This window comes from Desulfuribacillus alkaliarsenatis, from assembly GCF_001730225.1.
GTDB classification, from domain to species: domain Bacteria; phylum Bacillota; class Bacilli; order Desulfuribacillales; family Desulfuribacillaceae; genus Desulfuribacillus; species Desulfuribacillus alkaliarsenatis.
The window spans coordinates 55,074-78,321 of sequence record NZ_MIJE01000002.1; the positions used below are offsets into that span (position 1 = coordinate 55,074).

At 38.7% G+C, this 23,248-nt stretch carries 22 protein-coding genes, 1 riboswitch and 1 other annotated feature (1 of these 24 running past the window's edge); of the genes, 1 reads left to right on the top strand and 21 read right to left on the bottom strand.

Translation table 11 applies throughout. The features are described from left to right. Positions 1-195 (bottom strand) — a binding site (T-box leader) (it extends 23 nt beyond the left edge of the window). A gap of 17 nt (positions 196-212) precedes the next feature. From gltX to BHF68_RS04010, 21 genes are all read right to left on the bottom strand, one after another. Next, a complete protein-coding gene (gltX, locus tag BHF68_RS03910; RefSeq protein WP_069642358.1) occupies positions 213-1,682 on the bottom strand; it encodes a glutamate--tRNA ligase in 1,470 nt (489 codons plus the stop codon). Between the two features lie 21 nt (positions 1,683-1,703). Further along, the gene (ispF, locus tag BHF68_RS03915) at positions 1,704-2,180 is read right to left on the bottom strand and encodes a 2-C-methyl-D-erythritol 2,4-cyclodiphosphate synthase (RefSeq protein ID WP_069642359.1); all 477 of its coding nucleotides are present in this window, start codon (positions 2,178-2,180) and stop codon (positions 1,704-1,706) included. After that, the gene (gene ispD / locus BHF68_RS03920) at positions 2,177-2,902 is read right to left on the bottom strand and encodes a 2-C-methyl-D-erythritol 4-phosphate cytidylyltransferase (RefSeq protein WP_069642360.1); all 726 of its coding nucleotides are present in this window, start codon (positions 2,900-2,902) and stop codon (positions 2,177-2,179) included. Before ispD ends, ispF begins: the two co-directional genes overlap by 4 nt. Before the next feature lie 142 nt (positions 2,903-3,044). Continuing rightward, positions 3,045-4,133, bottom strand: a complete 1,089-nt coding sequence (locus tag BHF68_RS03925) for a PIN/TRAM domain-containing protein (protein WP_069642416.1) — start codon at positions 4,131-4,133, stop codon at positions 3,045-3,047. 148 nt (positions 4,134-4,281) lie between these two features. After that, a complete protein-coding gene (locus BHF68_RS03930; RefSeq protein WP_069642361.1) occupies positions 4,282-4,779 on the bottom strand; it encodes a CarD family transcriptional regulator in 498 nt (165 codons plus the stop codon). Positions 4,780-4,920: 141 nt separating this feature from the next. Beyond that, complete coding sequence (gene pssA, locus BHF68_RS03935; RefSeq protein WP_069642362.1) at positions 4,921-5,634, bottom strand: CDP-diacylglycerol--serine O-phosphatidyltransferase; 714 nt, start codon at positions 5,632-5,634, stop codon at positions 4,921-4,923. Further along, entirely contained in the window at positions 5,634-6,266 is a 633-nt protein-coding gene (locus BHF68_RS03940; protein WP_069642363.1) for a phosphatidylserine decarboxylase, read from the bottom strand. The genes pssA and BHF68_RS03940 overlap by 1 nt, the downstream gene beginning before the upstream one ends. 62 nt (positions 6,267-6,328) lie before the next feature. After that, a complete protein-coding gene (disA, locus tag BHF68_RS03945) occupies positions 6,329-7,399 on the bottom strand; it encodes a DNA integrity scanning diadenylate cyclase DisA (protein WP_069642364.1) in 1,071 nt (356 codons plus the stop codon). Further along, a complete protein-coding gene (radA, locus tag BHF68_RS03950; RefSeq protein WP_069642365.1) occupies positions 7,396-8,772 on the bottom strand; it encodes a DNA repair protein RadA in 1,377 nt (458 codons plus the stop codon). Before radA ends, disA begins: the two co-directional genes overlap by 4 nt. 165 nt (positions 8,773-8,937) lie before the next feature. Then, the gene (locus BHF68_RS03955) at positions 8,938-11,361 is read right to left on the bottom strand and encodes an ATP-dependent Clp protease ATP-binding subunit (RefSeq protein WP_069642366.1); all 2,424 of its coding nucleotides are present in this window, start codon (positions 11,359-11,361) and stop codon (positions 8,938-8,940) included. Positions 11,362-11,376: 15 nt separating this feature from the next. Beyond that, a complete protein-coding gene (locus BHF68_RS03960; protein WP_069642367.1) occupies positions 11,377-12,444 on the bottom strand; it encodes a protein arginine kinase in 1,068 nt (355 codons plus the stop codon). A gap of 13 nt (positions 12,445-12,457) precedes the next feature. Beyond that, entirely contained in the window at positions 12,458-12,949 is a 492-nt protein-coding gene (locus BHF68_RS03965) for a UvrB/UvrC motif-containing protein (RefSeq protein ID WP_069642368.1), read from the bottom strand. 38 nt (positions 12,950-12,987) lie between these two features. Further along, on the bottom strand, positions 12,988-13,455 hold the full coding sequence (locus BHF68_RS03970) for a CtsR family transcriptional regulator (RefSeq protein ID WP_069642369.1): 468 nt from the start codon (positions 13,453-13,455) through the stop codon (positions 12,988-12,990). Between the two features lie 116 nt (positions 13,456-13,571). Continuing rightward, positions 13,572-14,228, bottom strand: coding sequence for an HAD family hydrolase (locus BHF68_RS03975; RefSeq protein ID WP_176719869.1), 657 nt, complete (start codon positions 14,226-14,228; stop codon positions 13,572-13,574). A gap of 181 nt (positions 14,229-14,409) precedes the next feature. After that, complete coding sequence (locus BHF68_RS03980; protein ID WP_069642371.1) at positions 14,410-16,044, bottom strand: methyl-accepting chemotaxis protein; 1,635 nt, start codon at positions 16,042-16,044, stop codon at positions 14,410-14,412. A 10-nt stretch (positions 16,045-16,054) separates the two neighbouring features. Then, the gene (locus BHF68_RS03985; protein ID WP_069642372.1) at positions 16,055-16,897 is read right to left on the bottom strand and encodes a phosphate ABC transporter substrate-binding protein; all 843 of its coding nucleotides are present in this window, start codon (positions 16,895-16,897) and stop codon (positions 16,055-16,057) included. 172 nt (positions 16,898-17,069) lie between these two features. After that, positions 17,070-17,159, bottom strand: a riboswitch (cyclic di-GMP riboswitch). Between the two features lie 156 nt (positions 17,160-17,315). After that, a complete protein-coding gene (locus BHF68_RS03990; RefSeq protein ID WP_176719870.1) occupies positions 17,316-19,337 on the bottom strand; it encodes a sensor domain-containing protein in 2,022 nt (673 codons plus the stop codon). A gap of 177 nt (positions 19,338-19,514) precedes the next feature. After that, entirely contained in the window at positions 19,515-19,853 is a 339-nt protein-coding gene (locus BHF68_RS03995) for a cupin domain-containing protein (RefSeq protein ID WP_069642373.1), read from the bottom strand. Positions 19,854-19,970: 117 nt separating this feature from the next. Further along, positions 19,971-20,987: a sodium:calcium antiporter gene (locus BHF68_RS04000; RefSeq protein ID WP_069642374.1), complete on the bottom strand. Its 1,017-nt coding sequence runs from the start codon at positions 20,985-20,987 to the stop codon at positions 19,971-19,973. A 73-nt stretch (positions 20,988-21,060) separates the two neighbouring features. After that, positions 21,061-21,840, bottom strand: a complete 780-nt coding sequence (locus BHF68_RS04005; protein ID WP_069642375.1) for an ABC transporter permease — start codon at positions 21,838-21,840, stop codon at positions 21,061-21,063. Continuing rightward, positions 21,840-22,472 (bottom strand): ABC transporter ATP-binding protein, encoded by a 633-nt coding sequence (locus tag BHF68_RS04010; protein WP_069642376.1) that lies wholly within the window; start codon positions 22,470-22,472, stop codon positions 21,840-21,842. The genes BHF68_RS04005 and BHF68_RS04010 overlap by 1 nt, the downstream gene beginning before the upstream one ends. A 198-nt stretch (positions 22,473-22,670) precedes the next feature. Here BHF68_RS04010 and BHF68_RS04015 point away from each other — a divergent pair, with 198 nt between their 5' ends. Next, positions 22,671-23,186: a peptidylprolyl isomerase gene (locus BHF68_RS04015; RefSeq protein ID WP_069642377.1), complete on the top strand. Its 516-nt coding sequence runs from the start codon at positions 22,671-22,673 to the stop codon at positions 23,184-23,186. Positions 23,187-23,248: the final 62 nt, after the last annotated feature.

A 23,248-nucleotide genomic window follows, 5' to 3' on the forward strand; every position in this document is an offset into this window, starting at 1 on the left:
TCCACTCTGATTATATAGCAGCTATTAATAGCTACTATATCACTCATAACTCAGTTAACGGTGTCCCGCTACAGGCTACTAGTTTCACCTGTAAAGCTCAAAGGTGCATTCCAAACCCTCCATGTAAGCATCTCAGCAATTGCTTACTCTCTGTAAAATGGGGCGAATTTGTACTTTCCTTTTCAACGCTCAATTATATGCAACTACACTTTTTATAACATAGCAGTATGTTTTTTGCAAGTCTGCAGTCGCCCAATTACACGCTCTTTACCTAATAACCAGAGAGATTTATTTAGGTCAGGGCCATGAAGCACTCCCGTCGCTGCCACACGAACTGGCATAAATAGCTGCTTGCCTTTAACACCTGTTTCCTTTTGTACAGTTTTAAATGCAGCTTGTATTGCACCTGGTTCATACTGTTCAATTTGTTCTACTTGTTGAATAAAGCTATCTAGCACCACCTGCACTTGTTCGCCTGCCAAAACTTCTTTAGCTTCATCATCATAGGCTATTGCCTGTTCAAAAAAGCGGGCTACGAGTTCTGGAAATTGCGCTGCATAATCTGTTCTCTCAACGTACAATTCTATTAGTCCATGAAGCCATTCAGTTGTATCATCATCAATGGCCTCTCCAATATAGCCTGCTTTTTGCAGATGTGGAATCGCTAGGTTAGTTACATATTCTATGTCAGCCTGCTTAAGATAATGATTATTCATCCAATTTAATTTCTCAGCATCAAAAACTGCAGGGTTTTTCGCTACTCTATCCAAGCTAAATTCTTGAATTAGCTCATCCATGCTAAATATCTCTTGTTCGCCTTCTGGCGACCAGCCTAATAATGCTAGGAAATTCACTATCGCCCCTGGGACAAAACCTAGGTCACGATATTGCTCTACAAACTGGATTACGGATTCATCACGCTTACTCATTTTTTGTCTATCTTTACCCAAGATTAACGACACATGAGCAAAGGTAGGAATTTCAAACCCTAGTGCTTTATATATCAAGACTTGTCGTGGTGTATTGGATAGATGCTCCTCACCACGGATTACATCGGTAATCTCCATCAGATGATCATCGATAGTAACTGCCATATTGTATGTTGGCATTCCATCTGATTTAATAATAACAAAATCGCCGATACCATCGCTCTCAAAACTTACCCTACCACGCACTTGATCTCTAATCACGATATTTTCATTTTGTGGTACACGGAAACGCACAACTGGTTTGCGCCCTTGTTCAGCTAGAGCTTTTTCCTCTGCATCATTAAGGCTTCTACATTTCCCTAGATAACGTGGCGTTTCACCCTTAGCCATAAGCGCTTCGCGTTCCGCCTCAAGCTCCTCAGGGGCGCAATAGCAGCGATAGGCATGGCCTGTTTCTAGTAGCTTGTCTACATATGGCCTATAAAGATCTAGTCGTTCTGACGATCGGTACGGCCCGTGAGGCCCACCAACCTCTGGCCCTTCATCCCAATCAATACCAAGCCAGCGCATACTTTCTAGCATTTTCGCCTCTGCACTAGCAACATTTCGGTTTTGGTCCGTATCTTCAAATCGCAAAATAAATTTCCCATTGTTTTTTTTGGCATATAAATAATTAAATAGTGCTGACCTTGCTCCTCCAATATGTAGATGTCCTGTAGGACTTGGTGCAAACCTAACTCTTGTTTCTTTCATTGTATGTATTCCCTCCGATACTTAGCAGTTTTTTTCTAGCATAACTACAGCCTGCGCTGCAATCCCCTCTTCTCTACCAGTAAAACCGAGACGTTCAGTAGTAGTAGCCTTCACACCGACTTGCCCTATCTCGCAACGACAGGCCTTGGCGATAATCTCCCTCATAGCTTCGATGTGTGGGGCCATTTTAGGCTTCTCTGCAATTATTATACTATCTAGATTACCCATTTGATAACCCTTAGATTCTACAAGCTCCCATACATGCTCCAGTAGTTTAACACTTGATATACCTTTATATTTTTCATCTGTATCAGGAAAGTGCTTACCAATATCACCAAGTGCCAAGGCACCTAATATCGCATCCTTTATTGCATGCAACAGCACATCTGCATCAGAATGACCCAAAAGTCCCTGCTTGTGCTCTATTTTCACTCCACCAATAATGAGCTCGCGATTATCCGCAAAGCGATGGACATCGTAACCAATTCCTATCCTCATTTCTGTGTCCTCCTTGTAAGAATCATTTCGGCAAATGTAACATCTTCTGGTGTTGTAACTTTGATATTCTCATAGCTTCCTTTAACAACAGCAACTGGTTTGCCAAGTAATTCTATTAACATTGAATCATCTGTAATCGTGTCTAAGTCTTTAATTTCTGCAATAGCTTCCGCAAACAAAGTGCGTTTAATAATTTGTGGCGTTTGCGCAGCCCATAGTGTGTTCCTACTCGGTGTCTGCTGAATTAACTTATTATCAGAATTGATAATCTTGATAGTATCCTTGACAGGCACAGCAACAATTGCGGCCCCAATTTCTGTTGCCTTCTGAATACAGCTTTCTATTTCAGCCTGCGTAATTAATGGTCTGGCTCCATCATGCATTAATAGATAATCTATATCCTGTTGTTGAATGTTTTTAAAGCCATTTATTACGCTGTAAACGCGCTCTTTCCCGCCACCAACTACAGCTGTTACCTTGTGTAAATTATACTTATCTACTAACTCTTGTCCATATTCTATTTCCTGCTGACCTACGACAAATATTACCTCTGTAACCTGTGGGTGTGTACTAATTTCCTGCATCGTGCGAACAACCATAGGTACACCCAATAAATCTATGTATTGTTTATTATAACCTACACCTAATCGCTTACCAATTCCTGCTGCAGGAATGATAGCTGCTATTTTCGTTTCGTTGCTTATGTTTGTTTTTATGCTCATAACAATCTCCTCGCAGAAGAAAACTTGTATTCGCTAGTCCGTCAAACAGGTAAATGCTTGTGTAAATAAAGATAGGCTTCTAAATTAGAAGCCTATCTTTAACTTATTATGCTTACGATATAATATCATATTTTATAAAAACTTATAAAGCCTTTTCTAACAATTTTGGTTTAGCAAATATCATACGTCCTGCAGACGTCTGCAATACACTTGTAACTATTACATCGATTTCATTTCCTATATAGTTACTTCCGCCTTCAATGACAATCATAGTTCCGTCGTCTAAATAAGCTACTCCCTGACCGTGCTCTTTACCATCTTTGATAACCTGTGCTCGCATTTCTTCTCCTGGCAGCACTACAGGCTTAACTGCATTTGCTAGGTCATTGATATTCAAGACAGATACTCCTTGGAGCTCACTAACTTTGTTTAGATTGAAGTCATTCGTTACTACCTTACCGTCTATTAGCTTCGCTAGCTTCACAAGTTTTGTGTCTACCTCTGCTGTATCCTCAAAATCGCCCTCCCAAATCTCTACCTTCACCAGTAGTTCTTTCTGAATGCGTTTCAAGATATCTAGGCCACGTCTGCCTCGATTACGTTTTAATGTGTCAGAAGAGTCAGCTATATGCTGCAGCTCATGAAGTACAAACGAAGGAATAATAATTGTTCCGTCAACAAAGCCTGTATTGCAAATATCTGCTATGCGCCCATCAATGATTACACTTGTATCTAGTATTTTCGGTTTACAACCAGTATTCTCAGGTTTCTTATTAATAACTCTGTCCTTAAGCCCCTTAAATTGAAGGATACTGATAATTTCTTCCCTTTTAGAAATTGCTACCTTATACCCTATATAACCTAAAATAATCGATAAGAAAATTGGCACTATTGGCCCTACGACTGGTAGACCAATAACCGCAGGATGAATCAAATATGCAACTAACAAGCCTGCGAGCATTCCAATGACACCCATGACAATCTCTGTAAGCGGAGTATTCGATAAAAAATCTTCAAACCATTTTATAAGTCCAATTACGTAGTCAATAAAGCGTGACGCTAATAATAATGCAAAAACCAACGCACCTAGTGCTGCTCCAATATACTCGGGATAGGATACTCCACCTAAATTAAGTACTGAATCCATAAAAGCAAACATCATTGGCCCGAATTGATAACCAAGTACAACTCCCAGCACAACAAAAAAAGCATATATAATTTTCTTTAGCACCACTTTTCACCTCCTTTAATTCATTATTTACCATTTAATTATATTCTATAAGTAAGTATATTGAAAAAAAAATAATTATATCAATTTATTATCTGTTTTTTTGATATTTGTAATATAGATGTAATCAATTTTCATATACAAAAATGCGTCAGACAGACGCATTTTTGTTCTTCTCAATCAATTCTGTTATAATGCCCATTGCTTCTACTTCATCTATGCCTTTTACCAAAACAAATTCACTAACTAATATTTGCTTTGCATTTTCAAGCATTTTTCTTTCTCCCGTGGAAAGTCCCTTTTCTATCTCTCTAAGCATCAGGCTGCGTACAACCTCTGCTACTTTAAAAATGTCCCCACTTTTAACCTTATCCATGTTTGCCCTGTATCGTTGGTTCCAATTGATGGATGCTTCTGCTTCTTCAGTACACATATTATCCATAACGTTGTTAATTAAACATTCATCAACAACATCTCGAAGACCAATGTTCTGAACATTACCTATAGGAATCATTACTTTCATGTCTCCTACTGGCATCCTCATTACATAATACTTTCGTATTTCACCAAGAATTTCTTTCTCCTCTATGGATTCTATCACTCCAGCTCCATACATAGGGTACACAACTTTATCACCGACATTAAACATAGGACACCTCCACCGAGTATTCCATATATAGGTTAACAGAAAATCGGTAAAAAGTCAAAAGTAAAATATGTTAGCATATATCAGTCTTCTAAGTCAATAGTTAAAATGCTTATTCAGTGAAAAAACGTGCTTTCTTCATATTTAACTGTCTTTATTATCCGTTTTTTTCCTTTTTCTAAAAAATCTTTTGTATGGTCTGCCCTTTCTTCTTAGTCCATAAAGGGCATAGAGAGCCAGTGGTAAAAACAATAGCTTATTAACCTGACTCGGATAGAATAGAGACACTAAAATTATAATCAATATAACTAATGCTGAAACATAATATACTATCCGCGGAAGCCCTAAAGTCTTAAAGCTAGGATATTTAATATTGCTTATCATGAGGTAACTAAGCAATAGCATTCCGATAACCAAAACATAAAATGGTAAAGAAGCGTAATATAATGCAAACGTAGCTAAGATACCTCCAGCTGCTGTGATTGGTAAACCAACAAAATACCCGGGCACCCCATCCTGTACATTAAATCTCGCTAGGCGTAACGCACCACAAATTGGGAAAACGCCGGTGATAATCCAACCGATAGTACCTAAGTCGCTTAATACAGCGGCATACATAATAAATGCTGGCGCAACTCCAAATGTCACAATATCAGATAATGAGTCTAATTCTTTGCCAAATTCACTCTGAGTATTCAGCATTCTAGCCACTCTACCATCGAGTCCATCTAACAGCATGCCAACAATTACCATAATAGCCGCATAATCTGTGCGCCCTTCAAAAACTAGGATTATCGCAATTATTCCCAGAAATAAATTCCCTACTGTTAAAATACTCGGCAGAGCTTTGGCAAACATTAGACTAACCTCCCTATTGGAGTGATGCCCGCTTGCACCTTATCCCCAGGTTTAACAAGCACTTCTACGGAATTAGGTAGAAAATGCTGCGTACCTGAACTGAACTTAATCATACCAATTTTGTCACCTTGGTTAACCTTCTGCCCAACCTCAACCCAAGACACCACTCTGCGAGCCATAATTCCAGCAACTTGAACTAGTAGTACCTTTGTATTAGCATTTTCTATGCCGATATAGTTTCGCTCGTTAACCTCATAGCAGTTTTCTCTAGTTGCAGGTACAAATTTACCTTTTTGGTAATGCTGATATGTAACTTCCCCCGTGATTGGTGTGCGGTTTACATGTACATTCGTAGGCGACATAAAAATATGAATTGCTTTTGCCTCGCCTTTGAAAAATCGCTCTTCATTTACATCCTTAATTTCTACAACTGTCCCATCACATGCAGCATAGATAATATCATCAGCCGCTTCAATCTCCCGTAATGGGTCTCTAAAGAAGTATAAAATAAATAAAATAAGTCCAATACCTAAAACAACCAGTGGTATGTATAAAAAGAATAAAAAACCAGCTACAACAATTGCAAATAACAGTGTAAATATACCCTCATCTTTTAAAGCGTGTTTATTCATAGATAAATTATCACTCCTCTTTCGTATCTAATTGTATGCTATTATTGCAAACTTAACAATAACTAAATATGCCGTTCAAAAAAAGCTTGCTCGCGTATTCTACGTAATCCATCAGCAATCAATTTTGCCCTTACTTCTCCAATACCGTCAATAAGGTCAAGCTCCTCCATGGAAGCGTTGACAATATTAGTTAGTTTCCCATAATATTCAATCAGATTATCTATAACAGATATTGGTATCCTAGGAACCTTCGTTAAGGCACGGAACCCTCTTGGGTAGACTATTTTTTCTCCAATGTTGACCGTAGGCGGATATCCTAAAATGTTAATTATATTCTCAGGCTCTAATAGCTCATCTGCAGACAGGTTTTTCAATTCATTCTTCAGTACGTCTAGGGCACTACGCTCCTCACTATCATTGCAGTAATCCTTAATTACCAGATACGATTCTAGCTCCACGCCCGCTACGAGCTCTTCTAGCTGCATACTAATCAGTCTACCCTCTGTCCCCAATTCAACTATATACTTCTCTATTTCCTCTTTAATCCTTAGTACCATCTCTATACGCTGAATTACAGCCGCCACTTCATTAAATGTTACTATCTCTTCGAACTCTAAGGCACTCAAGTTAATTAATCCTTTATCTAGGACTGACTTGTATTTATCTAGGGTTTGAATTGCTTGATTAGCCTTGCCTAAGATAACACCGATATCCTTTAAGGCATAACGCCAATTACCTTTATAAAGGGTGATAACATTACGACGCTGGGAAATCGATACGACTAATTGCTTCGTTTGTTTCGCTACCCGTTCCGCCGTCCTATGCCTAATTCCAGTCTCCGTTGATGGAATTGAAGATTCAGGTAGCAATAGTGTGTTCGCATAGAGTATTTTCTTCCGATCCTCACTTACGATAATAGCACCATCCATCTTCGCAAGCTCGTACAAATTGGCAGGAGTAAGGTCGCAATTAATATAAAAACCGCCATCTACTAATGGTTCTAGTGCCTCATTGCTGCCAACAACAATTAGTGCTCCAGTTTTTGCCCGAAGCACATTATCTAAGCCATCTCGTAATCCTGTTCCAGGCGCTACTGATTTTAGTATTTTATATACTGGGTCATCACTTCTCATATCCTTCCCTCCAAGCTTGCTTCTAATGCTTCCATAACTGTTTTGACATAAATTAGTCCAATTCCACTAGCATTTAGTTTTCTTGATGTATAGGGTACTACCATTCTCTTAAAGCCAAGCTTTTGAGCTTCAGTTATACGCGCTTCTAGCTTAGTGACTGAGCGGATCTCGCCCGTTAACCCAATTTCCCCAATAGCAACCAAATCATGGGGTACGCCTGTATTACGAAAGCTAGAGGCAATTGCAACTGCCACTCCTAGATCTACCGCAGGGTCATCTAAGCGTACTCCACCTACAGCATTAATAAAAGCATCCTGATTTTGTAGCACCAGACCCGCCTTTTTCTCTAATACCGCCATTATTAAAGCAACCCTGTTATAGTCAATGCCCGTCGCTGTTCTTTTAGGGCTTACATAGCTTGTTGGAGATACTAAGGCTTGTATTTCGATCAAAAATGGCCTGCTACCTTCCATACTTGCCACAATAGTAGCCCCTACCACATCTTTATCTCGGTCAGGCAGGAAGATTTCCGACGGATTTTTGACTTCCTGTAGCCCTTGCTCATTCATTTCGAATACACCAAGTTCATGTGTGGAACCAAAGCGATTTTTCACCGTGCGAACTAAGCGATAAAAGTGGTTTTTATCTCCCTCAATATATAGTACTGTGTCTACCATGTGCTCTAGCACCTTTGGTCCTGCAATTGATCCCTGTTTTGTTACATGCCCAATAATAATTGTCGCCATTTGATGTTCCTTAGCTAAATGCATAAGCTTCGCCGTTGCTTCTCTGACCTGAGAGACACTCCCCGGCGCCGAGGTCACTTCTGGCACATACATCGTTTGGATTGAATCGATAATTAATAAATCGGGCTTATGTTTATACGCTTGCATTGTTATATCATCGAGGTTAGTATCTGCTATAACCAGAATATTTTCATGCAGGGCATTTAATCGCTCTGCGCGCATCTTTAGCTGACTCAGCGATTCTTCACCAGAAATATATAATACCTTCTTACCTGACTTCGCCAAATGGTATGCAGTTTGCAAAATAATTGTCGATTTGCCAATCCCCGGATCACCGCCAAGAAGTACTAAGGAACCTATTACTATGCCACCACCTAGCACTCTGTCGAATTCCTGAATCGTAGTAGACATACGTTGTTCCTGAGTATATTTGACATCTGTAATTGAGGTCGCCTTCCTAGATTCTACATCATTATTGAAAAGGCGCCCGCGTTTATGTGGCTTCTCTCTGCTCGCATCTATCTCCTCTACTAGGGTGCTCCATTGTGAGCATCCAGGGCATTTACCGTACCACTTTAAAGATTCAAAGCCACATTCCTGACATATAAATTTAGTTTTTGCTTTCATTGTTTATCGCCCTTCAATTATTTGTTAATTAAAACTATTGTATCTTTTTATAGCTGGACAAGCAATCTTTTGTAGGGCGCCTTATAAAGGATATATTCCACAAAAAAGGGACTATCTCTAACGAATGTTAATCATTCGTTTTACAACAGTCCCTTTGAAAATTTTTTATGCCTTTTTGTAGGTTAGATGTTTATCCTTCAAGACAATTTTTATTTTTTGTCCTTCTGTAATTTCTCCTAATAATATCCCTTCAGACAGCATATCTTCTATATGCTTTTGAATGGCTCTTTTTAGAGGTCTAGCCCCATATTCACGATCAAAGCCTTCCTTAGCTAAAAACTCTTCTGCATCGGCAGTCAATTCGAAATCTACCCCTTGCTCTTGCAGTCTTTTACGTAGCTCCTCAATCATGAGTTTGACAATACTTGCGATATGCTCCTGCTCTAAGGAATGGAAAACAATCAACTCATCAATTCTATTTAAAAACTCAGGCCTGAATGTTTTCTTCAATTCACTCATAATGCGCTCTTTCATTTGTTCATAATCCCTAGTTGTAGCATCAACTGTAAACCCGAGGGGCTTTGTTTGCTTAAACATACTTGCTCCAACATTCGACGTCATTATAACAACAGTATTTCTAAAGTCGACGGTCCGTCCTTTAGCATCCGTTAACCGCCCATCATCTAATACCTGCAGCAAAATGTTGAATACCTCTGGATGGGCTTTTTCTATTTCATCTAATAGAATTACTGAATATGGTTTGCGTCTGACCTTTTCTGTTAATTGTCCACCATCATCAAAGCCGACATATCCTGGTGGTGAGCCAACTAATCTCGACACAGAGTGTTTCTCCATGTACTCTGACATATCTACCCTAATCATCGCATCTTCATCACCAAACAAACTCTCGGCCAGCGCCCTTGCAAGCTCAGTTTTACCTACACCAGTAGGCCCTAAGAAAATAAATGAGCCAATTGGACGTTTGGGATCTTTAAGCCCTGCCCGTGCGCGACGAATTGCTTTTGCTACAGCTTTAACAGCATCATCCTGCCCAATTACACGTTGGTGAAGAATGTTTTCTATATTTAAGAGCCTTGCCGACTCATCCTGTGAAATCTTTTCCACAGGTATACCAGTCCACACGGAAACAATCTGTGCAATGTCTGTTGCATTTACTTCTGAGTCCTTACGTACTTGCTTTTGCTCCCAATTGCTTTTAATCTCTTCAAGCTTTGCCTTTAAGACCTTCTCTTTATCACGCATCTTTGCTGCTTTCTCAAACTCCTGACCTTGGACCGCTGCCTCTTTTTCACCCTTAACCTCTTCTAGCTGTTTTTCAAGCTCTTTCACATCAGATGGTTGTGTATAGGATTTTAGTCTTACCTTTGAGCCAGCCTCATCGATTAAGTCTATAGCTTTATCTGGCAAAAATCTGTCTGTAATGTAGCGGTCGGCCAAATTAACTGCAGCTGCAATTGCTTCATCTGTAATCTTTACACGATGGTGCGCTTCATAGCGATCCCTCAGACCAAACAAAATGCGCATTGCCTCTTCACGTGTCGGCTCATCAACCTTAATCGGTTGGAAACGCCTTTCCAAAGCAGCGTCCTTCTCAATATGCTTACGATATTCATCTAAAGTAGTAGCACCTATACACTGAAGCTCTCCACGGGCTAAAGCTGGCTTGAAAATATTCGAAGCATCGATTGCACCTTCAGCACCACCTGCACCAATTAACGTGTGGAGCTCATCGATAAAAAGAATTACGTTACCCGCGCTCCGTATTTCCTCCATTACTTTTTTCAGTCGGTCTTCAAATTCACCTCTGTATTTTGTGCCTGCTACTGCTGTACCCATATCTAAAGCCATTACACGTTTGTTACGCAGTGTTTCGGGGATTTCATTATTAATAATTCGTTGTGCCAGCCCTTCTGCGATTGCTGTTTTGCCCACCCCTGGTTCTCCAATAACAACGGGGTTATTCTTCGTCCTGCGACTTAGTATTTGAATTACCCGCTCGATTTCACGATCTCGACCGATAACTGGGTCCAGCTTGCCTTCTTTAGCTACTTCTGTAAGGTCACGGGACAGGCTGTCTAGCGTCGGGGTGCTTGTATTGTTTTTTTGATTTTGGTTGTTCTGATTATGCGACAGCTCACTACCTCCAAGCAGTTGAAGAACCTGCTGCTTAGCTTTATTTAGACTTACACCAAGATTATTAAGTACTCGTGCCGCAATCCCTTCGCCCTCACGGATTAGACCTAACAGGATATGTTCAGTCCCTACATATGTATGCCCGAGCTTACGGGCCTCATCCATAGATAGCTCGATTACTCGCTTGGCCCTAGGTGTATAAGCAACTGTCTGATTGTGATTTTCTCCATAGCCTATCATCTTCTCAATCTCTTGTTGGATACTTTCCATGCTTACATTTAAATTCAATAACGCCTTAGCAGCAATTCCTTCACCTTCACGCACTAGGCCAAGCAACAAGTGCTCGGTACCGACATTGCCATGACCTAGCCTAACCGTTTCTTCCTGTGCAAGTGTTAATACCTTCTGAGCTCTTTCAGTAAATCTTCCTAACATGGTTCTTCCCTCCATTTACTTATCTATTTGAATATTTGCTAATCTTTCACGAATTATTTTGGCTCGCTTGCTATCCCATTCATCTGAAGATAGTTCGCGATTAGCTAATTTTTGTAGATAGCCTGGCCCAGTAATAACCATAAGCTCCTTCAAAATATTAGCGGATATACCTTTTAACATTCCTAAATCAATTCCTAAGCGTACGTCTGAAATGCGCTCCATAGCTTCCTGACCAGAAATTGCTCTGGCATATAATAAAATTCCTAGGGATCTGTAGATTTTATCTTCTATGTTTATTTTCATATGTGCCAAAACATGCTTACGGGCATCTCGCTCATGCTCAATTACTTGTTTAATCACATCCTCGAGGTTTTCAAGGATTTCATCTTCACTATATCCCAGTGTTATCTGGTTAGAAATTTGAAACAAATTACCTACGGCTTCGCTGCCCTCGCCATAGTAACCCCTTACCGCTAATCCAACTCTCTGTATAGCACTTAATAATCGCTTTACTTGCCCAGTAATCACAAGAGCAGGTATATGAACCATAACAGACGCCCTAAGTCCTGTGCCTACATTCGTTAAACAGCTAGTTAGATAGCCCAATTTTTCATCAAAAGCATAGTCAATCGTGGCCTCTAAGGAATCATCTATTTGGTTAGCTAAATCATAGCTCGTTCGTAGCTGGAATCCTGGAAATATACATTGAATTCGCATATGATCTTCTTCATTAAGCATAACATTCGCTGCCTCATCGTCTTTCAGCACGACAGCTGTTTGCATATATTCACTGTCGAGCTTAGGACTTATCAAGTGCTTCTCGACTAATATTTTTCGATCTAACGGGCTTATATCCTTAAGCTTTAATAGCTCAAACGACCCTAACTCCTGTAGATATTGTTGGTTCATGGCATTTCGCGCTTGGTCAATAAGCTGTTTTGTGGCTTTGTCAGTCATTAAAGGCGCAAAGGGTAAGCCTTTAATATTGCGAGCTAGTCTTACTCTGCTGCTTAAAACAACATCTGATTCTGGACCATCCTGCTGCATCCAATCGCTCAGACCTTTGTCTATATATTTCTCCATGGCAAATCCCTCCTTATTGCTCTAATTGCTTTTCTAAGGCTTTGATTTGATCCCTGAACGCTGCTGCTTCTTCAAACCGCTCTTCATAAATACTGTTTTGTAGCTGCTGACGTAGCTGGCTGATTTGTCGTTTCACGGATATATCTCCCGCTATACGTTTAGGTATTTTTCCTGTGTGGCCTAGCTTACCTTGGACCTTCCTAAGTATGTGGTCTAATTGCTCGCCAAAATATTGATAGCAGTCAGCACAGCCCAGCTTTCCTACCTTATAAAATTGTTGAAATGTCATACCACATTGTTGACATTGCTTTTGCTCAAACACATTAGTTTTATTATTGTCGTAATTAAGCAGTCCCGATAATAAGTCGTGGAATGAAAAGTTAGCAGAAACGTCCCCTTTTTCTTTAGCACATTGTTCGCATAAGTGCATTTCGCTTTTTTTATTGTTAATAATTTTTGTCAAATGTACAGCTGCTGGTCGCTTTTTACATTCTTGACAATCCATGTCGACTCCTCCTTGCGATAATATAATAGTTCCCTTGCTCACAGGTCTTTGCCAAGGATTGCTGAAAACATAGCACCCAATAGCTTTGCCCGGAATTTATTCTTGAAAGCTACGTCATCCCCCAGTACATCCCTTGACATAGCGGCCTTAAGCATTTGCTTTTCGCGATTGGTAATGACACGCTCATCATGAAGCCTTTGTATTATACCTAGGCTCTGTTCCTGTGATGCCTCTTCTCCTACAAATTGCATGACAGCCCGATGAAGACTTCTTTGTTTAGGTATATCTATTTTTTGTATTCTAATAAATCCGCCACCACCACGCTTGCTTTTTACAATATAGCCTTTCTCTAGACTAAATCTCGTCTGCATCACATAGTTAATTTGCGAAGGAGCACAGTCAAATCGATCAGCCATCTCGTTTCGCTTTATTTCAATCATGGACACGTTACTTTTTAGAAAAAGTTCCTTTATATGTTTCTCAATAATATTTGAAACGCTCAGCATTCTACATCACCTACATTATGTTAATCTGCCCAAACGGGCTAATGACCTGTTTGACTTTGACTTACTTTGACCTTATAACCCTATTTTAATATATTGTGCACATATCAAGCAACTTATTATATTGAAATTTTTGTTACATCTGATATTTCTTTTATCTTATAATTGGCTTGTTCAAACTCTTGCTCGTCTCTAGCATAGCCATATAAACAACCAATTGACATTAAGCTGTTCTTGACACCCGCTTCTATATCTGTCTCTCTGTCACCAATCATACATGTTATATCATTTTTAAGCTGGTAGTCAGTTATAATCCTGTCCACTAAGTCTACCTTCGTACTCGTGTTAAATTCCCCTGCACTGTAAACTTTATCGAAGTATTGCGCTATTTGCATCCTATGTACTACATGTTTAACATATGCTTCTGCACCATTACTAGCTACAAATAAACGCTTCCCATTAGCTTTTAGGTGTTGTAATAATTGTTCTGTACCCTCGTATAGTTTTCCGTTGCCATCATCAATGTATTTTTGTTCGTAATATATCATGTAATCATCGGCTTTAGTTTTAACAGTGGCTTCTGTATCTGGCAGGATTTGGTCCCATATGTTATCAAGGGTATGGCCAAACATTGATAAGAGCTGCTCTCGTTTAGGTGGTTGACCTGCATAGAGACCCTCCTTACGCAGACGCGCAAAGGTTTGTTTAAATGCTGGTATGGCAACTAAATCTGCTTGAAATAAGGTTCCATCTAAGTCAAAAATATAATTCTTCAAAATCTCGTCCTCCAATATATTATTTCAATTTGTAGTGAGGTTAAACTTTATTATTTATAATTTTGATTTTATATGTAGTTATTTAGTCTAACACATATACACACGAACTATAAATTTTGGCTATGCAAAAGGAGCTGCCTAAAACACATAGACAGCTCCTCTAGATTATATTAAGTTTGAATTATACTTTAAAGCGTTGCACAAGCTCATTCAGCTTTTCTGCCAGCTCTGCTTGCGATTGTGTAACTTTCGCTATATCTTCTACGGCTCCAGCAGTTTCAGAGATATTACTATTAATCCCATGAGAGCTTGCTGTTGCTTCTTCAAGACCCTCAGAAACGTCCTTTAACCCTCGATCAATTTCTTGCATAGATGCTTTTAATTGTTCACTGGTTGCTGCGAAATCAGCTACTAGGTTACTTACAAGTTCTGCATCCTCAAGGTATGCTTGTCCATTAGTAACCATTTCTTGATAGTCTTTGGCTACTATTTCGTTAATATATTTAAGAATTTCCTCCGTATTAACTGATAAATTATTGAAGGCTTCGCGAACAAGTGAAATTGTAGTTTGTATTTCAGAAACAGTCGTTGATGAGTGTTCAGCTAGCTTACGGACTTCATCAGCAACAACAGCAAAGCCTTTTCCTTGCTCTCCTGCACGAGCAGCCTCAATAGCAGCATTTAACGCTAGTAGGTTAGTTTGCTCGGCAATGCCAGAAATTGTATCAGCCATCTTACCTATTTCTTCTACAATTTTCCCTTCCTCAATCGCCTTTACAACCTGTACTCTTTTATCTTCGTACATTTTCTGACTATTCTCCAAGGAAAGCTCCGCGTTATGCTTTAATCTCGTAGCACGTTCTTCAATTTCTTTTACAGATTGGTGTCCAGAATCGGCTTTCCCAGCTAATGTAGATGCTGCATCAACTACCTGATCACCAAACACTTCAACTGACTGCATTGTATCCTTCGTAATATCCATACCAGTAGCAATTTCCTGACTGCTATGCTTTACCGTCTGTGTCTGTGCTAATATTTCTTCAGTGGTTGCCGATAACTCTTCGCTTGATGCGCTTACGTCATTAGCAGCATCTAATACATTTCTCATTACACTACGAGTTTTTTCAATCCCTTGATTTAATGCTTTTCCAAGGTCGCCTATTTCATCATCATAATAGACAGGGACAGTTTTCGTTAAGTCGCCTTCACCAAATGCTTCAGCAAACTTAACAGTCTCCTTAATTGGATTGATAATTAATTTAGGTAATATTATAAACCTTACAACTGTAATCATGACAACGAAGGCAGCAATAACAACTCCCAGCATAATTGCAATGAGTTGCTGTGCTTGATTGTAATGATGCTCCACTTCCATTTTTACATCATTGAATACTGCATTCAAGGCTTGCTCCCTATCTGATACTTCCTGCAGACGGACAGCACCCTCCTCCGTCCTGTTTTCTAAAAATACTGCCTGAACAGCTACTATACTTGTATAGAAGTCGGTATATTCTCTTTCTATAATTGCTGCCTGCTCTGGAACTTGATCCTTTAAGTGTTCTATAGCATCAAACACCGCTAATGATTTTTGAGCAGCCAAAATCGCATATTCATCGTCATTAGTTAAAATACCACTTTTAATATCACTTACTATTTCTTTTGATTGGCTTTCTATATATGCTACATTATGCTCTAATTCTAACAACGACGACATCGTACTGTTTTGATGAACAAAGCTCCCAATCAGCGCGATTACAGTGAATATCCCAAGAACTGCAAAGGGAATAATGATTTTTCTACCAATAGATATTTTCATGATGCCCTCCTTAATTCACTGGAATGAATGAGTGTTTTTCAATAATTTCCTGCCCTTGGTCACTAAGTAATAGCTCTAATAGTGATTGGACCTTGGCTTCATTATCTGCACGATAAACCACATTCAATTCCCTTAAGATAGGATAACTTCCATTTACGATATTATCAGTCGTAGCTTCTACGCCTTCTAAGCGTAATATCTTGATTGGCATACCGCGTTCTTGCAACTCTACAGCAGTCCCTAAAGATAAGTAACCTATAGCATTTGGAATTCCTCCTACTATAGTCGCAACCTCAAGGTTAGCCCCTACTTCTATGGCACTTTCTAAAATTTTAGGCGTTTCTTGTTGCTCCCTGTATGGGCTTTTTATTCCTGCAAAATCTTCGAACAGATCAAGTGTAGCTCTACCTATCTCCTTAGATACTAATACAATAGGTGTATTAGTCCAACCAAAACGCTCCCAGGTTACGTTTTCTTGACTATACATTTCCTTTAATTGAGCTTGTGAAATTTCATTAATTGGATTCCTTTCGTTAACAACGAAGACAATTGTATCTAATCCAACTAATAAATCTTCTACTTGCAGCTTCTCACTATCACTTATTGACCTTGAAGCCATTCCTATATCCGATGCTCCAGAGATAGTATTATTAATCCCTGTTCCACTTCCACCAGCAGCAATCTCAAATTCCACACCATGTATTTCTTTGTGTAGCTCCAATATTTCTGCAACAAACGGAAACATCGTACTTGCTCCAGAAACTCTAATTTGTTCATCAGCTTGTCCATACACCGGATATACAACTGCTAGAACCATAAAACTTGCTATAATTACAAACGTAGTCCTTTTCATTACACTCCTCCTCATCTCCAACTATTTCATTAACACATACTTCTATTTGGAAATATTAGATCATTACGCACTTATTATTTGGCTTATTTTGTCAAACAAAGTAAACTTATTACCAATATCCAGAAAAACAGAATAGGGCAGCTATAAATAGCTACCCCCATTTCTTAGAATGTTAGGCAACTTGGCTATCATATCTATATTACATAGACTTAGACCCATAGCTTTGCGTCCTGACCTTTCAGTCAGTTTGCTATTTTCTGAACATTTTATATTATTGTGCTTAGCGACAAATACGACCAATTACCTACGTTTAATTTCCCAACTAGTATACTACATCACCTATCTATTAACTTCAATATATTTTTGCAATAAATTTCTACATTTTTCTGCTTTTTAACAATTTTCCTTCTATTGCTAACTATTTTAGTGACATTAGCAATGAATTTAACTTCCCCTCTGGAACGGGCTTACTAAATAAATATCCTTGAAATGCATCACAGCGATAATTACGAAGTAATTCAAACTGATCTAAAGTCTCTACACCTTCAGCAATCACCGTAAGGTTTAAGCTATGGGCAAGATTTATCACAGATTTAACAATAGCATCATCCTTTTGGTCAAAGGTGACCCTATTTACGAATGATTTATCTATCTTTAGCTTGTTAATCGGAAGGCTTCTAAAATTGTTCAAAGAAGAGTAACCAGTACCAAAATCATCAATCGAAATCGTTACACCTATTCTCCTGAGAACATGCAACGTCTCAGCCACCCACTCTACATCATTCATGGCCAAGCTCTCTGTAACCTCTAAATCCAAATAGCGCGGCTCTAAATTAGCCTCCTGTAATGCCTGTTCTACCGTCTCTATAAAGCCTTGATGCGTAAATTGTTTTACAGATATATTAACCGCCATATTAGTCGCTGGAAAGTTTGTCTCTAATAACTTTTTCATTGTCTTGCACGCTGTCTTTAGCACCCACTCACCAATCTGCACAATTAAACCTGTCTCTTCAGCTAATGGTATAAAATCCGCAGGGGACACAAACTTTAACCTTGGATGATTCCACCTAACCAACGCTTCTAATCCGATTATATTTTTAGTTTTTATATCTATTTGAGGCTGATAATATAAAACTAGCTGTTCCTTCTCTAGCGCTTGTCTTAACTCATTTTCTAATAGCAGCAGCTCTTCGGCACGTTCATTCATTGAAGTTTGGTAAAAAACATACTGATTTCTACCTTTATTTTTTGCAGCATACATTGCTACATCAGCATTTTTTAATAACATATTGACTTCAATGCCATCTTGCGGATAAATACTCACCCCCACACTTACAGTCATGTAAATTCGCCTATCGATTATTTCAAAGGGCTCCTTAAAAATCGTTAGGATATTCTCAGCAGTATCCGTTAATTTCTGACTTCCTTCATATACAACGGTAAACTCATCTCCACCAACCCGAAAAACTCTAGATTTGCTGTCTAAGCTTTCCTGTAATCGCTCAGTTACAGCTTGTAGCAAAAGATCTCCAAAATCATGCCCTAGGGAATCGTTAATATTTTTAAAACGATCAAGATCAATGATCAATACTGCAAAATCTTTGTGACCTTTGTCATCAAGAAGTCTATTAATGTGGTTAATAAAGCTTACTCTATTAGGTAGTCCCGTCAACGGGTCATGATATGCTAGGTAGTAATTGCTCCGTTCTAGCTCTTTTCGCTCGCTAATATCTTCTTTGACGGCTACAAAACGGATTATTTCATTATCGACATTCTTTATACTAGATATAGAAACAGACTCCCAGAACAACAGACCATTCTTCTTTCGGTTTTGCAATTCTCCACGCCATATACCACCAATTTTTATTGTATTCCAAAGATCAGCATAAACCTCTTCTGCTGTATTGCCAGAGCTTAAGATACGGGGATTGCTGCCAATTACTTCTTCCGACGAATAACCTGTCACTTTAGTAAAACGATTGTTAACATATGTAATGGTCCCCTGTACATCTGTCATTATAATTGAATTAGGGCTATATTCTAATGCATGGGAGTAGATGCTAACCTGCTCTTTAGCTAAGCTTAAATCAGTCATATTGATATATGTTCCGTATCCCCCGACGACCTCACCATCTAACATCAGTGGGACTCCCCTTATAATTACAGGCACTTCATTTCCATCTTTAGTATAACGAACAGTTTCCCTAATAATATTCTTGCCCTGCAGAATTTCCGCAGATGCATAATTATGCATTCTGTTTTCTGGGTCTACTACTTCATTAACATTTTTACCATGTACTTGTTCTAGGGTGTAGCCAAAAATCTCCGAAAATTTCTGATTAACATTCCGAATCCGTTCTTCCTTATCAAAGTACACAATAGCATCAGGACTGTTATGAAATAATGCATCAATAATCGATTCCCAGTACTGAGCAGACATTCTAACTCCCCCTACACCCATATTTTTCTTAATACCATTGTATCTTACTTTATTACTTTCATAAAGAAATTTTATAATCCACAATGAAAACCCCTACAAAAGCAACATTTCAAGTTGTTTGTAGAGGCATTAACTAGAATATTTATTATGTTAGGTATTTATTTTGTCGGCTTTTTACTAAGGTTTAACAACGACTAAAAACATTTTAAAACGCTCTACCGCACCTAGTGCATGAGGAATATTTGCTGGCATAACTACAACTTCTCCTGCAGATGCAATTATTTTTTCGTCTCCAATAGTAATTTCAGCTTTCCCGTCTAAGATATGCACTAATGCATCCCCTGGTGCTGAATGGGCACTGATTCCTTCACCTTTTTCAAAGGCAAACAACGTCATATTAAAGCTCGGCCTCTGCGTTAGCGTTAAACTGACAACTCTACCTTCCTGATACTCGACCAAATTTTGCATGCTTAAAGCTTGTGAAAACGGGATGTTTTTGATAAATTGTTGCTCCATTATTAACCCTCCTAATTTGGCAACTTATTTAAATTGCCGTTTAATAGCTCTATCATACATCTATATTAAGCCTTCTTCTATGAACTTAATCACAGCATTGCTTGAAATTTCACACAGCTAACTAGTAAAAATAACATAGGTCACAATCAAATAAGCTATCATCATTACAGCTGGTGGCATCGAATAAGCCCATGTAGATTTGGCTTTTCGATAGAACAAAGTCATCAATATTAACAAGGACATAACTAGACCACCAAATGCCGTCACTGCCTGAACTGGATCAATTGCCGACAGTATACTCCCTGGCCGATAGAGGCTATCTGAGAAGGTAATAATGAGCATGTTGAATATATTACTACCCAATACAGCTCCAATCGCTAAGTTAACATTCGATAATCGTAATGCTGCATAAACACTCACTACCTCTGGCAGGGACGTCGTAGCCGCAATCAGAAAGCTACCGACAAACGTTGACCCTAATCCAGTTATGACTGCAATTTGGTCCCCAAGGATTGATAGGGAGCTACCAGCTAAAAGTATTATAAAAGCAAATCCCACAAAACCCATGACTGCTTGTTTAACTGTAGTGGTATTAATCTCTACTGCCTTTTCAACATTCAATTCCATCGACGTTTTTTCTATCGTCTCTTTTAAAATCGAGCCCCTAACCTTTCTATTAATCGCCGAAATCAACCACATACCAACTATGTATATAACTATTAACAAATAGCTCGTAAGTCCAATTCCAAATATCTCGTAGCTCGTCCCAGACATAATACCTATTATCACTGTCACCATCATTAGTGTTCCAATTGTAGCTGTAATACGATGTTCTGAAGAAGCAAATAAAAACATCTTCTTTCTGCGAAACCATATATCTAACACCGCTATAATCAGGACATTAAAGATGTTACTTCCTAGGACATTACCTATTGCAATGTCTGGATTGTTAATGGCTATTGCCGATGCTGAAGTGGTAATCTCAGGCAATGAAGTTGCCCCAGCTAACAAAACCGTACCTATCATCAGACCACCAAACGATGTCTTCTCGCTTATGACATCAGCATACTTGGAGACTTTAACAGCCGCTACGATTGTAACAATCGATGCAATAAAAAATAGCACAAAAATCATTGATAGTCCCCCACTGAAATTATAAAAGTAACATTTGCTATGTTTAATATTTAAATTAAATCTATTTAAAAACTTAAATCTTTAATTGATTTCTACTATTAAAAAACGTTTTGTAGCCTAACTGCACAAACATAATAACTGACAAAGCTACGCTGCCGACTATACCTAACATTATAGCGATTTGGTATTCCACTGCAACTATTGGTGAAATGCCAGATAATATTTGCCCCGTCATCATCCCAGGTAAAAACACAATCCCCATACCTACCATTGAGTTAATTGTCGGTAATATCGCTGCATCAAAGGCTGAGTTAACTATCGTTTTTGAGGCCTCCTTCGGTGTTGCACCAAGCATTAATGACGACTCTACTACTGCCCTTTGTTCATAAAATCCGTCTGTTAGCCTGGCAACCCCTAAGCTTATTCCAGTCATTGAATTGCCTATAATCATACCTGCTATCGGAATAAAATATCTAGGGTCATACCATGGCGAGAACTGAATTACTACAAAGTTAAAATATAAAATACTCAACAGTGTACCCGAAACTAATGATACAGCTACGACAATTTTAGTATGGTACAACAACTCTGTTTTAACCCTTTTAAATACATTATGTACTGAAAAAATTAGCATACTGATTAAAAAGACTACGGTAAACCACGGATTATTTATATCAAACATATAGCTTAAAAGATAAGCTACAATTATAAGCTGTAACGTCATACGAATAGTGGCTAAAAGTATCTCTGTTTCCCTTTTGATTCCCTTGATTTTGACTATCACAATCAAAATGACAACAAACACATACGCTGCTGCCATCTGCCATAATTGCAGCTCAATAATGTCGTTCATTAGTCGCCACCTCGCTTTTTAACTTCAATAATGTGTTCAGCAAAAGAGCTTGTTAGCTTTTTTGAATGTGTCACCATAACAAGCGTCTTTCCTCTTTGCTTTACTTTATTTACCAAGCAACCAATAATGAACTCTTCAGTCCCTTCATCTAAAGCGGACGACGGTTCGTCCAACAGATATACCTCTGGATCCATAAGCATTACTCTTGCTATGGCGACACGCTGCTTCTCGCCACCAGATAGGTTTGCAGCATCTTCATCTAGCTGTTTTTTTACATTAACATCGCGCAATGCTTGCAGTAATAACTCTTCATTGGGTATTTGTAACTCTGAAAACTGCAGGCCAATTAACAAGTTCTCCCGAACTGTCCCCTTATAGATAACCGGTGATTGCTGCAGCATCACTACTTGTCTGCGGAGTGCGATAGTGTCTATATCTTCAATTGACTTTCCCTTAAACAATATTCGCCCTTGGTCCGCGCTAATAATTTGATTAAGAAGTTTCAGCAGGGTGGATTTACCGCTACCACTTTCACCGATAATGCACGTAACTTTGGCCGCTGGTATTTCCATGCTCTCTATATCTAATATGCTCTTAAACTTAACACCTTTTAGACTAAAGATATTGTCCATTTTTGTCTCCTCAGTTATCTCTATCTTTTTAACTCATTATAACGTAGAGTTTCTCAGAAGCATATTCTTGATGAGCGAAACTTAGAGCATTAAAGAAACTGCGTTTAAAAAGCTGTAAATTGTAAAATTAAATTTGCCTTTAGCTTGTGACTCGCGTATATTTAACTTTGTAAAATAAATTAGGAGGTTTGTATACATATGAATCCACAAGTTAAATTTAAAATCAAAAATTTTGGCGAAATTACAGCAGAATTATATCCCGATGTTGCTCCCGATTCAGTCAACAACTTTTTGTCACTTGCATCTGATGGTTTTTATGATGGTCTTACTTTCCACCGTGTCATAAAAGGCTTTATGATACAGGGCGGATGTCCTCAAGGAAGTGGAATGGGGGATCCTGGTTACTCTATTAAGGGCGAGTTTAGTGGAAACGGTTTTGACAATAACTTAAAGCACACCGCTGGTGTACTCTCTATGGCGAGGTCTCAGCATCCTAACTCGGCTGGTAGCCAGTTTTTCCTAATGCACAAAGATAGCCCTCATCTAGATGGGAGCTATGCTGCTTTTGGTAAGGTTATAGAAAATCAAGATGTAGTCAATAAAATAGCAGAAACTAAAACTGGTTTTGGAGATAAACCTAAAGATGATGTTGTTATTGAGTCTGTTGAAGTTATTTTGAACGACTATGAAATTGGTGAATTTAAAAAGTATTAATTCTAAATAAGAGTCAGCTCTTCAATCTGACTCTTATTTTTATGCCATAACTTATCAATACA

What these genes read in the sequence shown, in the direction of transcription:
- gltX (WP_069642358.1), bottom strand. Translation starts at nt 1,682, where the DNA reads ATGAAAGAAACAAGAGTTAGGTTTGCACCAAGTCCTACAGGACATCTA.
- ispF (WP_069642359.1), bottom strand. Translation starts at nt 2,180, where the DNA reads ATGAGGATAGGAATTGGTTACGATGTCCATCGCTTTGCGGATAATCGC.
- ispD (WP_069642360.1), bottom strand. Translation starts at nt 2,902, where the DNA reads ATGAGCATAAAAACAAACATAAGCAACGAAACGAAAATAGCAGCTATC.
- BHF68_RS03930 (WP_069642361.1), bottom strand. Translation starts at nt 4,779, where the DNA reads ATGTTTAATGTCGGTGATAAAGTTGTGTACCCTATGTATGGAGCTGGA.
- pssA (WP_069642362.1), bottom strand. Translation starts at nt 5,634, where the DNA reads ATGTTTGCCAAAGCTCTGCCGAGTATTTTAACAGTAGGGAATTTATTT.
- BHF68_RS03940 (WP_069642363.1), bottom strand. Translation starts at nt 6,266, where the DNA reads ATGAATAAACACGCTTTAAAAGATGAGGGTATATTTACACTGTTATTT.
- disA (WP_069642364.1), bottom strand. Translation starts at nt 7,399, where the DNA reads ATGAGAAGTGATGACCCAGTATATAAAATACTAAAATCAGTAGCGCCT.
- radA (WP_069642365.1), bottom strand. Translation starts at nt 8,772, where the DNA reads ATGAAAGCAAAAACTAAATTTATATGTCAGGAATGTGGCTTTGAATCT.
- BHF68_RS03955 (WP_069642366.1), bottom strand. Translation starts at nt 11,361, where the DNA reads ATGTTAGGAAGATTTACTGAAAGAGCTCAGAAGGTATTAACACTTGCA.
- BHF68_RS03960 (WP_069642367.1), bottom strand. Translation starts at nt 12,444, where the DNA reads ATGGAGAAATATATAGACAAAGGTCTGAGCGATTGGATGCAGCAGGAT.
- BHF68_RS03965 (WP_069642368.1), bottom strand. Translation starts at nt 12,949, where the DNA reads ATGGATTGTCAAGAATGTAAAAAGCGACCAGCAGCTGTACATTTGACA.
- BHF68_RS03970 (WP_069642369.1), bottom strand. Translation starts at nt 13,455, where the DNA reads ATGCTGAGCGTTTCAAATATTATTGAGAAACATATAAAGGAACTTTTT.
- BHF68_RS03980 (WP_069642371.1), bottom strand. Translation starts at nt 16,044, where the DNA reads ATGAAAATATCTATTGGTAGAAAAATCATTATTCCCTTTGCAGTTCTT.
- BHF68_RS03985 (WP_069642372.1), bottom strand. Translation starts at nt 16,897, where the DNA reads ATGAAAAGGACTACGTTTGTAATTATAGCAAGTTTTATGGTTCTAGCA.
- BHF68_RS03990 (WP_176719870.1), bottom strand. Translation starts at nt 19,337, where the DNA reads ATGTCTGCTCAGTACTGGGAATCGATTATTGATGCATTATTTCATAAC.
- BHF68_RS03995 (WP_069642373.1), bottom strand. Translation starts at nt 19,853, where the DNA reads ATGGAGCAACAATTTATCAAAAACATCCCGTTTTCACAAGCTTTAAGC.
- BHF68_RS04000 (WP_069642374.1), bottom strand. Translation starts at nt 20,987, where the DNA reads ATGATTTTTGTGCTATTTTTTATTGCATCGATTGTTACAATCGTAGCG.
- BHF68_RS04005 (WP_069642375.1), bottom strand. Translation starts at nt 21,840, where the DNA reads ATGAACGACATTATTGAGCTGCAATTATGGCAGATGGCAGCAGCGTAT.
- BHF68_RS04010 (WP_069642376.1), bottom strand. Translation starts at nt 22,472, where the DNA reads ATGGACAATATCTTTAGTCTAAAAGGTGTTAAGTTTAAGAGCATATTA.
- BHF68_RS04015 (WP_069642377.1), top strand. Translation starts at nt 22,671, where the DNA reads ATGAATCCACAAGTTAAATTTAAAATCAAAAATTTTGGCGAAATTACA.